Source organism: Oceanobacter sp. 3_MG-2023 (assembly GCF_030688925.1).
In the GTDB taxonomy this organism is placed as follows: domain Bacteria; phylum Pseudomonadota; class Gammaproteobacteria; order Pseudomonadales; family Oceanobacteraceae; genus Oceanobacter.
Genome location: NZ_JAUYVX010000003.1, coordinates 239,870 through 255,365 on the forward strand (window position 1 = coordinate 239,870; position 15,496 = coordinate 255,365).

Annotated in this window: 16 protein-coding genes; all 16 read right to left on the reverse strand. The window is 56.6% G+C overall.

From position 1 onward, the window contains the following. Nucleotides 1-146: 146 nt before the first annotated feature. Complete coding sequence (locus Q8W32_RS04475; RefSeq protein ID WP_305413870.1) at nucleotides 147-1,247, reverse strand: poly(3-hydroxybutyrate) depolymerase; 1,101 nt, start codon at nucleotides 1,245-1,247, stop codon at nucleotides 147-149. Between the two features lie 138 nt (nucleotides 1,248-1,385). Next, nucleotides 1,386-2,099 (reverse strand): metal-dependent hydrolase, encoded by a 714-nt coding sequence (locus Q8W32_RS04480; protein WP_305413871.1) that lies wholly within the window; start codon nucleotides 2,097-2,099, stop codon nucleotides 1,386-1,388. An 84-nt stretch (nucleotides 2,100-2,183) separates the two neighbouring features. Further along, nucleotides 2,184-3,605, reverse strand: coding sequence for an aspartate ammonia-lyase (locus Q8W32_RS04485; protein WP_303433930.1), 1,422 nt, complete (start codon nucleotides 3,603-3,605; stop codon nucleotides 2,184-2,186). A 19-nt stretch (nucleotides 3,606-3,624) separates the two neighbouring features. Next, nucleotides 3,625-5,259 carry a thiamine pyrophosphate-binding protein gene (locus Q8W32_RS04490; RefSeq protein ID WP_303433932.1) on the reverse strand — a complete coding sequence of 545 codons (1,635 nt, stop codon included), beginning with the start codon at nucleotides 5,257-5,259 and terminating at the stop codon, nucleotides 3,625-3,627. Between the two features lie 34 nt (nucleotides 5,260-5,293). Beyond that, nucleotides 5,294-6,772, reverse strand: a complete 1,479-nt coding sequence (locus Q8W32_RS04495) for an aldehyde dehydrogenase (RefSeq protein WP_305413872.1) — start codon at nucleotides 6,770-6,772, stop codon at nucleotides 5,294-5,296. Between the two features lie 108 nt (nucleotides 6,773-6,880). Continuing rightward, nucleotides 6,881-7,672, reverse strand: a complete 792-nt coding sequence (locus Q8W32_RS04500; RefSeq protein ID WP_303433936.1) for an aspartate dehydrogenase — start codon at nucleotides 7,670-7,672, stop codon at nucleotides 6,881-6,883. Between the two features lie 56 nt (nucleotides 7,673-7,728). Then, nucleotides 7,729-8,523 (reverse strand): SDR family oxidoreductase, encoded by a 795-nt coding sequence (locus tag Q8W32_RS04505; protein ID WP_305413873.1) that lies wholly within the window; start codon nucleotides 8,521-8,523, stop codon nucleotides 7,729-7,731. Further along, nucleotides 8,520-9,404: an alpha/beta fold hydrolase gene (locus Q8W32_RS04510; protein ID WP_305413875.1), complete on the reverse strand. Its 885-nt coding sequence runs from the start codon at nucleotides 9,402-9,404 to the stop codon at nucleotides 8,520-8,522. The genes Q8W32_RS04505 and Q8W32_RS04510 overlap by 4 nt, the downstream gene beginning before the upstream one ends. A gap of 29 nt (nucleotides 9,405-9,433) precedes the next feature. Then, nucleotides 9,434-9,961: a cupin domain-containing protein gene (locus Q8W32_RS04515; protein WP_303433942.1), complete on the reverse strand. Its 528-nt coding sequence runs from the start codon at nucleotides 9,959-9,961 to the stop codon at nucleotides 9,434-9,436. Nucleotides 9,962-10,230: 269 nt separating this feature from the next. Beyond that, nucleotides 10,231-11,202, reverse strand: a complete 972-nt coding sequence (locus Q8W32_RS04520) for a PDR/VanB family oxidoreductase (RefSeq protein ID WP_303433944.1) — start codon at nucleotides 11,200-11,202, stop codon at nucleotides 10,231-10,233. Between the two features lie 12 nt (nucleotides 11,203-11,214). Further along, nucleotides 11,215-11,667: a RidA family protein gene (locus Q8W32_RS04525; protein ID WP_303433946.1), complete on the reverse strand. Its 453-nt coding sequence runs from the start codon at nucleotides 11,665-11,667 to the stop codon at nucleotides 11,215-11,217. An 11-nt stretch (nucleotides 11,668-11,678) separates the two neighbouring features. Continuing rightward, a complete protein-coding gene (locus tag Q8W32_RS04530; RefSeq protein ID WP_303433948.1) occupies nucleotides 11,679-12,704 on the reverse strand; it encodes an aromatic ring-hydroxylating dioxygenase subunit alpha in 1,026 nt (341 codons plus the stop codon). A gap of 27 nt (nucleotides 12,705-12,731) precedes the next feature. Then, the gene (locus tag Q8W32_RS04535; RefSeq protein ID WP_303433950.1) at nucleotides 12,732-12,953 is read right to left on the reverse strand and encodes a recombinase-like helix-turn-helix domain-containing protein; all 222 of its coding nucleotides are present in this window, start codon (nucleotides 12,951-12,953) and stop codon (nucleotides 12,732-12,734) included. After that, nucleotides 12,954-13,313, reverse strand: coding sequence for a hypothetical protein (locus Q8W32_RS04540; RefSeq protein WP_303433951.1), 360 nt, complete (start codon nucleotides 13,311-13,313; stop codon nucleotides 12,954-12,956). Next, nucleotides 13,310-14,470 (reverse strand): FAD-dependent monooxygenase, encoded by a 1,161-nt coding sequence (locus tag Q8W32_RS04545; RefSeq protein ID WP_305413877.1) that lies wholly within the window; start codon nucleotides 14,468-14,470, stop codon nucleotides 13,310-13,312. Before Q8W32_RS04545 ends, Q8W32_RS04540 begins: the two co-directional genes overlap by 4 nt. Nucleotides 14,471-14,480: 10 nt before the next feature. After that, nucleotides 14,481-15,449 (reverse strand): VOC family protein, encoded by a 969-nt coding sequence (locus Q8W32_RS04550; protein ID WP_305413879.1) that lies wholly within the window; start codon nucleotides 15,447-15,449, stop codon nucleotides 14,481-14,483. Between the last annotated feature and the right edge of the window lie 47 nt (nucleotides 15,450-15,496).

Sequence of the window (15,496 nt, forward strand, 5' to 3'; positions counted from 1 at the left end):
CGCGTACCACGACAAATCCAAACGACTCAACGACCTTGTTCATCGTTTGCCTTTGTTAATCTGCTACTTTTGGTATTCGGCTGGTCTGAAACGACCGGGTTGATTGGTTACTATTCTGAATCTCTGTCTGTTTGTCGAGCGGTTCGTTACGCGTCACTCAATCGCTGGATCATGGCGTAGATCGCTTGTATCTGCGGTGCTTTCTTGCTGTAAAAATCCGCATCAACCAGATCTTCCGATGAGTATCCCCAATAATCCCAGCAACCGAGCGGGTTCAGTGGTGCAAAGTCAGACACGTTCACCTGGGGGTAAAGCACAATCAGCCGATTACTGTCGGCCATCTGGTTGTAGCCAGTGGTGCGGATATAGGCGTCGCCAATTTCATCGTAGGATTGTTTGCAGCCATGCAGCGCCACATGAATACGGCAGCGGCTGTTTTGCTGACAATATTGCGGTACATACACATAGCCGGTCTCTGCCATGCTGGTTCGTTCACCGACCAGAAAGGGGCGCTGGTCAAATGCGAGCAGTTCTCCGGATACCTCTGGAGCCGGTGGAATCGCATCCATATACAGGTAGGAAAGAATGCGGGTGGACTGCATAAACTGGCAGTTGTTGATAAAGGGAGCACGGGTCAGGGCGCAATCGGTATCATCGCTGTTATTGGTGAGGATCGCATGGCCAGCGTTAATCTGGTCGTTGTAGAGTATTTGCTGGGCTGGTACGCCAAGCTGTACAAAATAGTCTCGGGTGGCGTCCACTACTCGACTGATCACGGTATCGTCACTGCGACCACTGAACAGGTATAGATGGTCATCCTGCAGGTTGATAACCGCATCGATGCGGCCTTGCTGCTCCAGCTCCCGGGTCAGGCCAACCAGCCGCGAGACATTGGGTCGCAACAGCTCGGATTGCGGTGTCATGCAGGTGGTGGTGGCAGTCAATGCCGGAGCGGCCATCGGCCAGGAGCGGGAACACAGATATGGACCACCGGCAATTACCCCGATGCCCACCATAATATCGGAGTGAGCCATATACAGCTGAGAGGCCATAAAGGCCCCGGATGACAGGCCAGAAACCGAGGTCTGTTGAATATCGGCGTTATAGCTGGCCAAAGCCGATATACCAGAACCGGCGGCGGTATCGGCTGCTGCAGCCGCTGGATCAGAGGCGTCATCCCTTGAGCAGCCACTGTTCAGGGCTGCCAAGCATACTATCAACGCCGTATAACGTACCAATGGGAACACACAGGCCTCCTTGCCGGGCTGATTATCGTTGTGTCATCCGTGTCATTACGATACCGCCAACATGGCGACTTGTCTGCGAGCCATACATCAGTTACGGGCCTACAATACGCCTGTTTCTACAAACGCCTATAGCCGTTGTTATGACTGTCCGACCAATGGTATCCGGGTCATAACCTGGTCAATCAGAGACTGAACCGGCTGCGTCAGTCGCATGGGTGCCGGAGCAACCTGATACAGCACGCCGCAAGTGATTAACAATACAATGGTTCCACGCCAGTTAACCAGACTGATGGGTTTGATGGCAGTACCAAAGGACTTTTTTAACCGCATCCCATTAAAATCCACGGCGTAGAGTTCATCCAGCAATAAATGTACAACAAAGCCACCGGTCACAAAACCACCACCAATCCAGCAGAAATCCGCGACACGATCAAACAGCTGATCAATGATCACAACGGTCAACAAACCACAGCAGAAAGCCGCCAGCAGGGAATGAATCACGCCCCGGTGCACCGTTAACCGCGTAAACAACTCCATCGCAGCAGGGCCAGCCAGGGCATAAGCCAGCGCCATGCCACCCCAGACAGTGGCCAGCGACGTCCAGCTGGCGTTGGCGTGAGGCAGTAGCAGCCACAACGCCACCCCCGCCGCCAACGATCCGAGACAGTTGAATACCCAGACCACCGGGCGGGATGTATCCGAGTCGATATCGGGCAAGATACCGCCCAACATCCCCAACAGAAACAAGACGAGGGCTTCAGGAAACGAAGCCCAGCTGGTCACGACTAACAATGATGAAGCCATCGCGCTGACGATCGCGGCACCGCCAAGATGGGTTGAGAAGCTGGCCATAAATACCTGTATATCCACACATGAAAGCTGCAAGGGTAACAGAATATCCGGGGCTTGCTGAATTAGTTGCTTTACAGCCTCAGACTATTGGACAGCGACGTCCTGTACCGCATGGATCAGGCGTTTTGGCTCCAGAATCCGGCGTAGTTCCGCGGCAGGCAAGAGTTGCTCTTCTTCCACCAGGTCGATCACTGTGCGATTTTCCTGCAAGGCCCGACGGGCAATCCGGGTCGCATTTTCATAGCCGATATAGGGGTTTAATGCCGTTACCAAACCAATGGAATGATGCACCATATCCGCACATTCCTGGCGATTGGCGGTAATGCCGTTGATACAACGTTTTTCCAGCATCACCATGGCACGTTTGATCAGTCGCATGGATTCCAGCAGATTGTAAACAATCAATGGCTCCATCGCGTTCAGCTGTAACTGGCCAGCTTCAGCTGCCATACAGATGGCCAAATCATGACCCATGACTTGATAGGCGACCTGATTAACGGCTTCCGGGATCACCGGGTTAACCTTGCCAGGCATGATCGAGCTGCCAGGTTGCTGCGGCGGCAAGTTGATTTCATTGATACCGGCCCGTGGCCCCATGCTCAACAAGCGTAAATCATTGGAGATTTTGGATAGCTTGATCGCCAATCGTTTCAACATGGAGGAGAACAGCACAAACGCGCCCATGTCCGATGATGCTTCAATCAGATCTTCCGACTGGGTCAGGGCGAAACCACTGATACTCGACAGGTGCTTGATGGCCAGTTTGCCATACCGGGGGTCGGCGTTAATGCCGGTGCCAATGGCTGTACCGCCAAGATTGACTTCCTTGAGCAGCTCCGACAGGGCCGCAATCACCCGTACATCTTCACCCAGGGTTGAAGCCCAGGCACCAAACTCCTGTCCCAGGGTCATGGGCACAGCGTCTTGCAACTGGGTGCGACCCATTTTGATCACATCGGCAAATTCGTGGCTTTTGTCTCGCAACGAGGCCTGCAGGCTGACCAGTGACTCGACCAGATCGCCATGGCTGAGCAGAATGCCCAGCCGGGCCGCCGTTGGGTACACATCGTTGGTCGATTGTGCCCGGTTAACGTCGTTGTTCGGGTGTAGATACTGGTAGTCACCACGGGCATGGCCCATCAGCTCCAGACCGATATTGGCAATCACTTCATTGGCATTCATATTGGTCGAGGTGCCCGCCCCGCCCTGAATCATATCCACCACAAACTGCTGGTGAAACTGTCCTTGCAGCAACCGGTCACCCGCCGCCACAATGGCGTTGCAACGTTGCTGATCCAACAAGCCCAGCTCGGTGTTGGCCAGCGCGCACGCCTGCTTTACCATCGCCAGGGCGTTGATCAATTTGGGGAAATGCGCCAGCGTCACCCCACTCAAGTCAAAGTTATCCTTTGCCCGCTGACTCTGAATGCCAAAATACGCGCTGGCAGGTACTTCTCGTTCGCCCAACAGGTCTTTTTCCAGCCGATATTCAACAGCATCCGTCATGACGTCAGCAATCTCCTCTCTAATACAGTTTTTTCTGGGGTGGTCCGGCAAACTCCAGCGGGCCAACCAGTGTCATGTCGACTTCAATCAGCGCCGGGCCATCCAGCGCAATGGCTTCCGCAATGGCGCTGCGGAATGCGTCACTGGAACCCACTTGCCAGCTTGGCATTGCCATCGCCTTGCCCACTTCGGCGTAGTTGGGGGTGTGCAGCTCGTTGTAATACTGACGGCCACCAAAGTAGTTGTTCTGGATACCGCGCATCACGCCATAACCACCGTCGTTCATCACAATCAGCACCATGTCGGTGTTTTCCTGCACCATGGTGGCCAGCTCACCAATACCCAGCATCAAGCCGCCGTCACCCACAATGGTGGCGACTTTTTTGTCCGGGTTGGCCAGCGCCGCACCGATGCCGTGAGCCAGGCCCAGACCAATGGCACCGGCCAGCGAGTGGATATTCTGGTTTGGCTGCTGGAACGGCAACAAGCGGCTGCCCCAGGTTGAGCCGGAAACCGTGATATCGCGAACAAAAATGCCATCAGCAGGCAAGGCATCACGCAACGCCTGACAGATATTGGCGTAGTTGCCGACCTGCTCAATCAAGGTGCTTTCGGCCTGTACAACGGCTTGTGTGATCGCTTGGTCATAATCGCTGTCGATACGTTCTGGCAGATATTCCGCCAGATACTCCAGTACCGGCGCACTGTCTGAGCAAATAAACTGGTCAACCTGATAATTACGATTATGGGCACCGGGATGAGCATCCACCTGAATCAACGGGCGGCCAAATTCAGTCGAATAGCTGGCTGTCTCATTACTGCGCAAGCGTGAACCCACCACCAGTACCAGGTCGGCGTCTTCCAGCAGTTGCTTGACCGATGGGCTGTTGTGGAAGGCTCGCAGGCTGCGCGGATGCGCATCAGGCAGCAAGCCCCGGGCATGTGTGGTCGACAATACCGGAATGCCTTTGTCGGCCAGTGCCGTAACGGCGGCAACGGATGCAACAGCACCACCGCCCACCCAGATCACAGGACGACGCGCCTGTTGCAGCTGCTGCAACAGGCCATTCAGTTCTTCCTGATTGGCAACTGGCATGGCCGGGACGGCAATCGGCCCCAGATTGTCGGGCAAATCAATAGTGGTGGCTTGTACATCGATCGGAATTTCAACACTGACCGGCCCCATCGGCACGGTACGGGCAACACGAATGGCCTCACACAGAATGCCAACGACCTGGTCCGGGTGCGTAATCCGGTAAGCTGCCTTGCTCGCCGCACGTAAAAACGTCAGCTGGTCTTTGGCTTCGTGGATAAAGCTGGCATCACGATCCAGATACGCCGACTCCACCTGACCGGTAATATGCAGCATCGGGCTGGCCGCATTGCAGGCTTCGATCAAGGAGCCAATGGCGTTGCCGGCTCCGGCTCCGGTGCTGGTCAAACACACACCCAGCCCCTGAAAACGGCTATGGGCATCGGCCATGGTGGCCGCACCGGCTTCACCCCGGGCGCAAACAAAGTGCATTTTTTCACGACGGCCAATCGCATCGGCGATGGGCAAGTTATGAATCGATATCACGCCGTAAATATCAGAGACCCGATGGGCTTCCAGAATACGAGCGACGACTTCACCGACGGTTACTTGTTCTTTCATTCTATTCACTCCAACAATAGCGGTTCGTCGCCCATCAGGCAGACCAGTTGTTGGGCTCGTCACTCAAGCCCACATAAATACTTTTTTGTTGCATGTATTCGAGCACTCCGGCGCGGCCTTTCTCGCGCCCCAGACCACTCTCTTTAAAGCCACCAAACGGCGCCGATACCGAGAATTTTTTATAGGTGTTCATCCAGATGGTGCCGGTTTCCAGAGTCCGGGCCAGACGCCAGCCGCGCCGGAAGTTCTCCGTCCAGATACCCGCAGCCAGGCCAAAAATACTGTCGTTGGCCTGGGCGATCAGGTCGGCTTCATCATCAAATGGCAGCACCACCAGCACCGGGCCAAATATTTCTTCCTGACAGACATAGCTGCTGTTGTTCAGGCCACTGATGATCGTCGGGGCATAAAAACACCCGGCGTCGTAATCACAGCTTGCTGTTTTTCCGGTCAGACGTTCTCCACCGCACAACACGGTGCCGCCATCAGTACGAGCCCGTTCAACAAATCCGGCCACACTGTCGAGGTGAGCCATATTGATCAGCGAACCCATATGGGTATCGGCGTGTTCGGGATGCCCGACCCGCAAACCCCGGGTCAATTCCAGCAAGCGCGCCATAAAAGTGTCGTATATGCTCTGATGCACAAACAGTCGGGCACCGGCGATACAGGCCTGGCCCGCGGAGCTGAAGATGCCGTAACACACGCCACGGGCAGCCATTTCAATATCGGCGTCTTCCAGCACGATGGTGGGCGATTTGCCGCCCAGCTCCAGCGAGATCGGAATCAGCTTTTCAGCGGCAATATGAGCCAGGTGGCGACCGGTTGAGGTGCCGCCGGTAAACGAAATCTTGTTCACTTTCGGGTGGCGGGCCAGCGCTTCACCCACGACCGAACCCCGGCCAGGCAAGACACTCAGCAAGCCTTTGGGCAAGCCGGCCTGTTCAAACAGTTTGGCCAGTTCCAGAGCAGCCAGCGGTGTGGCATCGGCGGGTTTGACGATCACCGCATTCCCGGCGGCCAGCGCTGGAGCTATTTTCTGCATCTCACTGGCAATGGGGGAGTTCCACGGCGTGATGGCCACCACCACTCCCAGCGGCTCGTGTACGCTGGCGGTCATAAAATCGCGGGAGCGTTGGCTCGGCAAACTTTCATCCAGCGTTTCACAGGCGGCGGCAAAGTAGCGAGCAGTGCCTGCGGCGCTCATCACCAGACCCATGGTTTCCGTCAACGGCTTGCCGTTGTCGCGGGTTTGTAACGCCGCCAGTTCGCTGGCGCGGGCGGTGATCAGATCCGCCACACGGTAGAGAATCGCAGCGCGCTCATGGGGCAAGCTGTTGCGCCAGGACGGATCACGCCAGGCCTGGTCGGCCGCTTGTACCGCTTCTTCGACATCATCGACATTGGCGGTGGCGATGTCGGCATTGCTGCTGCCATCCGCAGGAAAAAAGGTGCTGCGAAGATCGCCACGGCCATTTTTCCATTCACCTGCGATGTATATTGGCTTGACCATAATCCGCCTCCTCATCTGTTATTGCGGTCGAACGGCAAGGGGAGCCCCTTCCCACTCGGGAATCTTTTTTTGCACATCGGGTTAACTTGCCCAGTACGGGACGACGAACTAGATCACGATCGTCGACACACTCTGGCGACAGGCCCGGACCACACTCAACGCCGCCAGGGTCGAGGTTTTCGGGTTACGTTCCAGTGGTTTGCCACACAGCTGGATGCTCATTTCACCAAACCGGCCACGGGCTGAAATCTGGTGTTGGTTGGTGGTCGTCGTCGGGTCTACCACCAGCTGCACCCGGGTGTCGTCCAGACCCAGACTGGCCAGCGCGATCGTTGCGGCGACATTGGCATTGGCCGGAAAAGTCAGCGCGGCTTGCCGGGCGCTGCCTTCAAAAAACACCTGCGGCTGCTCAACACACGCCAGGTCAATCAGTTTTTCTGCCGGGCTGCCACGCCAGCTTTGCGGGCTTTTACGGCAGGTATAGGTCACCTGATCCAGACCACCTTCGCGAGCCGCAGCCAGACCGTCGATACCGGCAATGGCGCCAGGCAGGGCATGCAAACGGGCGTTACCCACCGTCGCGGCCGCTTGCAGTTGATCCGCCAGCTGACGATCCGCCAGCGCACCAATCGAAATCATCATCAGGTCCCAGCCACGTTTCAGCACTTCGACACCATGGGCGCGAATACCCGGCTGACCGGCACATTCCAAAACCAGATCGGGCTGGCCATCACATGCCGCAATGGCCGTAATTACCTGTACCTGATCGCCCAGTTGCGCGGCGATACGCTCGCGGCTGCGCTCTGTGGTCACGACCCAGCCCAGGCGCAAGCCTTCTGGCAGTAACGCCAGTACTTCTTCTGCCATGGCTCCAAAGCCAATCATCATCAGTTGTTTCATGTGTCGGTTCCCGGTCTGATTACCGTCTGCAGGTCGCTGGCTGAGTCAGCGACAATTCAAATCTGTTTGGCAAAACCGCCGGAGACATCCAGGGTTGAGCCGGTGGTGTACGAGGCCAAGGGCGAGGCCAGAAAAACCAGCGCCCGGGCCGGTTCTTCCGGACGACCCAGTCGACCCATCGGAATGCCTCGCTTGTTGGCAATTGCCCCGGTCCACTGTTCCCAGCTGGCATCGGTATCGGATCGATCCAGATAGCGGCGACGCCATTGGCCAGACTCCACCATACCGAGCAGAATTGAATTTACCCTTACGCCCTTTGGCGCATACTCGTGGGCCAGTGAGTGGGTAAAATTCAGCAACGCAGCTCGCGCTGCGGAAGTCGCCATCATGTGTGGCTCCGGTTGTTTGGCCAGCAAGGAGTTCACATTGGTGACAGAACCCATTCCCGATGCCAGCAACTGATCCATAAAAGCCCGTACCGGACGGATCACGCCAAACAGTTTTAACCCGGTTTCAGCCATCCAGTCATCGTCGCTGGTGTTATCAAAGCCGGAAACCCGCCCTTGCCCGGCGTTATTGATCAGGCAGTCGGTGTTGCCCAGCTGCGTCTTGACCGCTTCGGCAAACGTGGCAACGTCGTCGGCGTTCAGAACATCGCAAACCCGGGTCATAAACTGGCCATCAGGGAAGGCGGTACGCATCGCGTCTTCCGAGGCCAGCAGACGCTCTTCGTTACGGCCACACCAGGCAACTTTGGCTTGTTCCTGCAGCAGCAGCCGGACGGTTTCCAGGCCAATACCAGAGGAGCCGCCGGTGACAACCACAACACGATCTTTCAGCATAAAACTCATAACGAGGTACCTGTCCGGGAGGTCGCCGAAGACATCCAGTCCTTCAGCGCCTGATTCACTGCCGCCGCGGCTTCGACATAACAGGCGTGGCCTGCGGCGGCGATTTCAACAAATTCGGTAGTATCCAGGTCGCTGGCCAATTGCCGGGCGGCCTGCGGTGGAGTAATGGTATCGGCAGCGCCACAGATGACCCGGCGAGACTCAACATCGACGGGCAAGTACGACCAGATATCATCGTTGGCCAACAGCCAGGAAGCGGCCTGAAAGCCGGACAAACGCAGCTGGCGCATGCCATCGGCAACCAGACTCACCTGTGCGGCGCTGGCATTAACAGAAACCAGTGCGGCGGCACGTTGTGCAGCCAATCCGGCAGGCCCCAATTGTGCCAGCATGGTTGGGCGTTGACGGTACACCCGTTCCCGGGTTTCAGCATCGGCTTGGCCATACCCCTGGGCCGGGCTGGCCAGCATCAAACCGGCCAGACGCTGCGGATAACGAGCAGCAAAGGCGGCGGCAACCATGGCACCCAGCGAGTGGCCAACCAGCCAGCAACGTTGAATACCCAGCGCATCCAGCCAATGAGCCAGCCGTTCGGCATAATCTTTGGCGTTGGCCCCGGTTACACTCAGGTCATCACTGTCGCCATATCCGGGGGCATCCCAGGCCAGCACCCGGCAGTCAGTTTCCAGTGCGGCCAATTGTTGCACCCAAGAGCCGGAACCCGAGCTGATACCATGCAGTAACACCAGCACCTCACCATTACCACCACTCTCCGGGCCAGACTCGCGCCAGGACTGGTTAACGTCGCCCAGCCGGATGCTCTGACGGGGAAAGTCGTCGAGTTGTTGAATCAATGTGGTAGTACATGTGGCTGTGTTCATGGCTATGCTCTGGCTCCCGACAATTGAGCTTATTTTTTATCGCGTTTGATCTGTGACAGCGGGTGATCGGCCGGATAGGTCGGGATCACCGGCTTCGGCGTTCCCAGCATCACACACATCAGCGCGTCTTCCTGGGTGAAGTTGTACAGGCCCCGGTAGATGCCTGGTGGAATCGACACCAGATCACGTTCGTTCAAGACGGTCTCACAGGTCTCGCCGTTCAGTTCCATCGTCAAACGGATCGAACCACGCAGCATAAAGAACACTTCTTCAACATCGTCGTGCAAGTGCAGCGGGCCTTCACACTGCGCCGGTAACAACATGGTGGAGAAGGTGAAATGTTCCGATGGCACGGTATTGGTATCGCTGGTTACACCGGCAGCACCGGTGCCCATGTAGCGCATTTGGGCACGGCGGTATTTGGGGTCGTAATCTGCCTGGAATTTCAGTGCATTAAAATCGTAGGTACGATTTTCCTTGCGGGCAATCCGGCCAGCCATGAAGTCTTCAAGGCTTGTTTCTGCTGGCTTGTTCCAGCTTTCGAATGTCTCAGACATGCTGTTTTCCTCAGGTTAGTTCACCATATGTGGCGGGCGATAAAGCGGCCCGACTGGTCTGCTGCCGTACCCTCGGCGGCTTGCGTTACGGGGATCATGATCCATAACGCGGTCGTACTTATTATGCGACATTTGTTTTATATTTAAAACATCAGTCTTTATATGAAACATGCTAGGCAGATTTCCGCCCTCGGTCAAGGTGAAAATCTGACCAGTCGTGACTGTTTCGTCGTCTTTGTCGCTACCGCCGTACGGCAGCGACCAACCGATCAGATATCCAGTACCAACTTGCTTGATTTACAACCCGACACACAGATCATCATGGTGTTGTTGGCGGCCCGTTCGGCTTTGGTCAACACGCCATCGCGGTGATCAATCTCGCCTTCCAGCACTGCCACTTCACAAGCACCACAAACGCCTTCACGACAGGAGCAATCAAGGTCAAGCCCTTCGCCTTCCAGCCGTTCCAGCAAGCTGTCGCCCGGGTTGATCTGGATAATCTGGCCGGACCTGGCCAATTCCACTACATAGCTGCTGCGGGCATCGTCCGACGCCGCAATCTCGACGGCGGCAAAACGTTCGATATGCACATTGGCATGGTTCAACTGGGCACAAGCGGCTTCAAACGCATCCAGCATCGGCGTCGGGCCACAACAATAGAAGTGGGTGGAGGCCGCCTGACCCTGCAACAGCTGTTCAAGATTGGGCGGTGTACCGGCTTCGTCGTCAAAGCGGAAGCGGACAGTCCCGCCCAGCTCTGCTGTCAGTGCCTCGATTTCAGCAATAAAAGCAGCCTCTGAGCGAGTACGGGCGCAATAGATCAGTTCCGCCGATTGCCCTTGTTGCAGCAACTCACGGAACATACACAGCACCGGGGTGATCCCAATGCCACCCGCGACCAGCACGCTGTGGCCATTATGCGGCTGCAGCGGGAAGTTGTTCCGCGGAGCGCTGATGGCCAGGCGGGTGCCCACCCGCAACTGGCGATGCACCCACTCTGAGCCACCGCGACTCTTTTTGTCTCGCAGGATGCCCACCACATAGCGGTTTGGCTCCGCCGGTGAGTTATACAGTGAGTAGCTGCGCACCATGCCGTTGGGCAAGTTCAGATCAATATGCGAACCGGCCGTAAACGCCGGAAAATCGGCAGCCCCGGGCTCGGGACGCAGTTCGATACTGATGATGCCTTCCGCTTCGTAGCGTATCTGGGACACCAATGCGGTGAGAGTTTCATTGCTCATAGTCCGGCTCCGTTAATCAGCCTGTTTGATCGTGTTGCCAAGGTCGGCATCCAGATGAATACCGGCTTCGATTTCGACGCACAACTCTGGAAATACCAACCCGGACACTTCCACCAGGGTGGAGGTCGGGTATACCGATTGCCCCACAAAAAAATCCTTGCGGGCGCGGCTGATGGCGTCTTTATCGCGAATATCCGTCACGTACACCGTCAGCCGGTAGATGTTGCCGATATGACCACCGGCCGCTTCCGCCAGAGCCTGGATCTTGCCCAAAACCACCAGGGTTTGCTGGTACGCATCCAGTGGCTCACCCGCCGCCGCGGCTTGACGAGTCGCCGGGTGGCCGGTCATGCCGGATGTCACCAGCTCCCGCCCCAGTAACAGGGCATTGGACCAACTGGCGGTAGCCAGCTCCGGGACGCTGTCTGCCCGAACATGGGCGACCAGGTTGTTCATATCCGTCATCTCAATTCCGCCTACTTGCTGGCTTCCAGTTCTTGCTTGGCCAGGTTTTTCATATAACGACGCAAACGCACCAGTCCAAGATCGTGCTGGTACAGCATTTCACGCTGGTTGGCGTCCGGCTCCATGGCTTCAAGGGCAACCCGGTCTTGCTCCAGCACGTGCCAGTGACGGGCTTCCAGACGGTTCTTGTACAAGAAGCGCCAGGTATCTTCCTGCCAGCCGGTCAGCGGGCGACAACGCCAGTGGAACACGCCTGCCAGCTGTGGATTCAGGGGAACGTACATACCGATAATATGGAAGTTGCCACCAGGCCCACCGGTCTTGGGATAGGGAATTTCCAGCCGTTGCCACATCAGGTTGGTATCGGCAAATTCACTCCAGTCGAAGTTGACGCCACGCTGACCTTCTTTCTCAAAGATAAAACCGTGATCAGTATCGGTGGTTACAAATTTGGCCTGGGTTTCGCCTTCCGACATGGAATGCGACATCTTGTGCAGGAAAGCCCCGTGCATCGGATCAGCCACGTTATCCAGTACATAACGGTAATCGGCTTTCCATTCGCAGTAGCACAGGAAGCTGGAGTATTCGTCCGAGGTCAGCTGCTCTGGCAGGATCAGCTCTGGTGGCGTTTCCAGCTGTGGATCGACGGCGTTATAAAGAAAGATCGCACCGGCAACTTCCTGGGTGTGAAAACGACGGGTCGGTCTGCTACCTTCCAGTTTGCAGCCCGGGCTGCCCGGTACCTTGCGGACTTTACCACTGCAGTCCACTTCGACGCCGTGATACGGGCACTGCAACCGGTCGCCAAGATTGGCTCCCAGAGACAGGGGTGCACCCCGGTGTGGGCAGTGGTCTTCGACCGCATGCGCGGTATTGTCGGTATCGCGCCACAACGCAATCTTGTAGCCCAGAATCCGCAACGAGACCGGTTTGTCAGCCGTCAGCTGGTCGGATGGCAGCACCGGATACCAACGATCCTTGATGCCTTGCTGAAGAATTTTTTCGACCGGATCGGCGCTGGTTTGAATGATGTTCATACTTGATTCTCTCTCTGCTATGCCGCGTTACTCGCCCAGCTTGCTCATCAGGGTTTTATAAGACTCTTCGGTCCACAGACCAGTGGCTGTCGGGCACGGTGGGCCAACCACATTGAGAAAATTCACCAGGCCATCCAGGTCGTGAATTTGTTCTCCGAATGCACGCTCAATCGAATCGGCCAGCAGGTCTTCAAAGGGTGTGTTATCACGGGTGCGAGCCTGATGGGGCTCCAGATACGGTGCTTTCATTTATTGTCCTCCATTCTGTACACGTTCGCGGATCATGGCGCGTACCGGTACAAAGTCATACGTCGGGTAACATTCGGTGCGGAATACGCCCCAGGCGGAGCGCTCCAGTTCTACGTTGATTTTGGGCAGTAAGGCCGGTGGCAATCGCAAGGTCACGATTTGCCCCAGGCCCATGGCCACGGTCCAGGAAACGACCTCTACCCCGGCCACTGGAAAACGTTCCCACCAGTCCATTTTTTTCATATGGCTCTGGATGTCTTCCAGGTTTTTTGACTGATCATGCTTCAGCAATACCGTCAGCAACATGGTGTCCTGTGCTGGCTGGGTATCCTGTGTCAGCTCCTGAGATTCACTATTCATGCTGTCACTTCTTCTGCAGTGCCTTGCAGGGGTACCGTCCAGGCGTCATAACCATAAACCCAGTCGGCACTACCCGCGTTCTTGAGCCATTGGTTGGAGCGCGAACCGATCTGGATCTGACGCGCACGATCCTGACGCACCGCCTGATACAGGTGTAAAGCCGCTGCTGCTTCGTCGCCGTTGCTGGCGTGCTCCAGCGCCCGCGCCAATACGATGGCGTCTTCAATCGCCTGACCGGCACCCTGGGCCATAAACGGCATCATCGGATGACAGGCATCGCCCAGCAGGGCAATCCGGCCTTTGCTCCAGTATTGCAGAGGGTCCCGTTCGTACAGGGCGGTTTTCAGCACGTCATCACAACGATCCAGCAAGGCCCGGGCCTGTGGATGAAAATGAGTGTAGTGGCTGCGTAATTCGTCACAGTCACCTGCGCCAGTCCAGCTTTCTTCCGTCCAGCTGTCTTGTGCGGTGGTGGCGAAGATAAAGATGTCCTTGCCCTGATTCAGCGGGAAAGTGACGATCTGGCTTTCCGGAGTTTCACCCCACCATTTGGTGAATGCCTGGATATCGGGCAGGTCTTGCAGCTGTTCTGCCGGCACGACCGCACGATAGGCAACCACACCGGTAAAGCGCGGCTGTTCGGCTCCAAACAAATAAGCACGAACCGCGGAGTGAATACCGTCGGCACCAATCACCACATCCAGTTCATCGCAGCGGCCGCTGGTGGTGGTTACACGCACACCGGTGCCGGGCAGTTCAGTGATTTGATCGATACGGGCGTTGAAGACGACATTCTGGATATCAAAGGCATCCGCCAGCGCCACCAACAGGTCGGCCCGGTGAATGGTCAGCTGTGGTGCGCCGTATTTGAGTTCGGCTTCATTCGACATCGCCAGTCGTGAGGTCTCTTTACCGCTGTCCCACATCCGGCTGATACGGTGGGTCGGACGTGCGGCAGTTTTGCGAATCGCGTCGTTCAGACCCAGGCCATCCAGTGCCTTGACGGCATTCGGGGTCAGGTTGATGTCGGCTCCGATACGGGCGTACGCCTTCGACTGTTCATAAACAGTGACACGATGCCCCATTCTCTGCAGGGCAATGGCGGCGGTCAATCCACCAATACCACCACCCACAACACCAATCGATAGCTTTTCCATAACCAGCTCCTTACGATTTTTCGCGGGCAGTGATAAAAGTTTTGCTGGCGGCTTGCGGGCCATTGGCCTGACGCCGGGTATTGCCGTCGATGCCGCCTGAAATCGCCCATTCGGCGAACACGGTCGGGCCAGGCTCAAACTCGCGAGGCTGCCATTCAGCGGTCAGCAAGTCTTCGTCAGCGTAGTACTCCACCAGCGCACCGGCCGGATTGCGGAAGTACCAGAAAAAGGCCGATGAAATCGGGTGACGGCCGGGGCCCAGTTCGGTATCCCACCCTAACCGTGACACATTCATGCCGCCGCCAAAGACTTCGTGCAGATCCCGTACCGTAAAGGCGACGTGGTTGAGTCCGGCGCGTGGTTCGGGCGGCTGCAGCAAAAAGATATTGTGGTGACTGCCTTCCTCCGAGCAGCGCATAAAAGCGCCTTTGTTGGGGTAACGGTCGGAAATCACAAAGCCGAAGGTATCCCGGTAAAACGCTTCGCAGGCGTTGACGTCCTTGACAAAAAACACCACGTGACCGACTTCGATCGGTGTTGCCTTGTCGTACACCGGGCTTGGTGTATTGATACGGCCGCGCTCACCCCAGGTGTTATGGCCGACACATTCCAGCGTTACCGCCCGTTTGCGGCTTTTTTGCAGTCGTACGCCCATGCCGTTCGGATCGAGACAGCCAACCCGCTCGGTGCTGGAGAAGAAACCGGGCTTGGTGACCATGCGTCCGGCGTACAGATCCAGATCGTCGTCCGATTCTACCCCCCAGACCACTTCACGCAGGGTCGGGCCTTCTTCAAACGCCGGGGGCAAGGATGGATCATCCTTGTGCTTGATTACGACCCGACAGCCGTTCAAGGTTTCGAACACCTGTTCGGTATCCGACTGACTCAGCAACGTCAGCCCCCAATCGCTGAAAAACTGCTGACACAAGGCCAGGTCTTCAACACCGAAGGTGATTTCATCAATTCCTAATACACTCATTCGTCTGTTCCTGCTCAGAGCTTGCTTTAATCAGGTTTGCACCCGAT

Bases quoted from the DNA above. Each gene is read 5' to 3' on its own strand.
- Q8W32_RS04480 (WP_305413871.1), bottom strand. From the start codon at position 2,099: ATGGCCAGCTTCTCAACCCATCTTGGCGGTGCCGCGATCGTCAGCGCG.
- Q8W32_RS04485 (WP_303433930.1), bottom strand. From the start codon at position 3,605: ATGACGGATGCTGTTGAATATCGGCTGGAAAAAGACCTGTTGGGCGAA.
- Q8W32_RS04490 (WP_303433932.1), bottom strand. From the start codon at position 5,259: ATGAAAGAACAAGTAACCGTCGGTGAAGTCGTCGCTCGTATTCTGGAA.
- Q8W32_RS04495 (WP_305413872.1), bottom strand. From the start codon at position 6,772: ATGGTCAAGCCAATATACATCGCAGGTGAATGGAAAAATGGCCGTGGC.
- Q8W32_RS04500 (WP_303433936.1), bottom strand. From the start codon at position 7,672: ATGAAACAACTGATGATGATTGGCTTTGGAGCCATGGCAGAAGAAGTA.
- Q8W32_RS04505 (WP_305413873.1), bottom strand. From the start codon at position 8,523: ATGAGTTTTATGCTGAAAGATCGTGTTGTGGTTGTCACCGGCGGCTCC.
- Q8W32_RS04510 (WP_305413875.1), bottom strand. From the start codon at position 9,404: ATGAACACAGCCACATGTACTACCACATTGATTCAACAACTCGACGAC.
- Q8W32_RS04515 (WP_303433942.1), bottom strand. From the start codon at position 9,961: ATGTCTGAGACATTCGAAAGCTGGAACAAGCCAGCAGAAACAAGCCTT.
- Q8W32_RS04520 (WP_303433944.1), bottom strand. From the start codon at position 11,202: ATGAGCAATGAAACTCTCACCGCATTGGTGTCCCAGATACGCTACGAA.
- Q8W32_RS04525 (WP_303433946.1), bottom strand. From the start codon at position 11,667: ATGACGGATATGAACAACCTGGTCGCCCATGTTCGGGCAGACAGCGTC.
- Q8W32_RS04530 (WP_303433948.1), bottom strand. From the start codon at position 12,704: ATGAACATCATTCAAACCAGCGCCGATCCGGTCGAAAAAATTCTTCAG.
- Q8W32_RS04535 (WP_303433950.1), bottom strand. From the start codon at position 12,953: ATGAAAGCACCGTATCTGGAGCCCCATCAGGCTCGCACCCGTGATAAC.
- Q8W32_RS04540 (WP_303433951.1), bottom strand. From the start codon at position 13,313: ATGAATAGTGAATCTCAGGAGCTGACACAGGATACCCAGCCAGCACAG.
- Q8W32_RS04545 (WP_305413877.1), bottom strand. From the start codon at position 14,470: ATGGAAAAGCTATCGATTGGTGTTGTGGGTGGTGGTATTGGTGGATTG.
- Q8W32_RS04550 (WP_305413879.1), bottom strand. From the start codon at position 15,449: ATGAGTGTATTAGGAATTGATGAAATCACCTTCGGTGTTGAAGACCTG.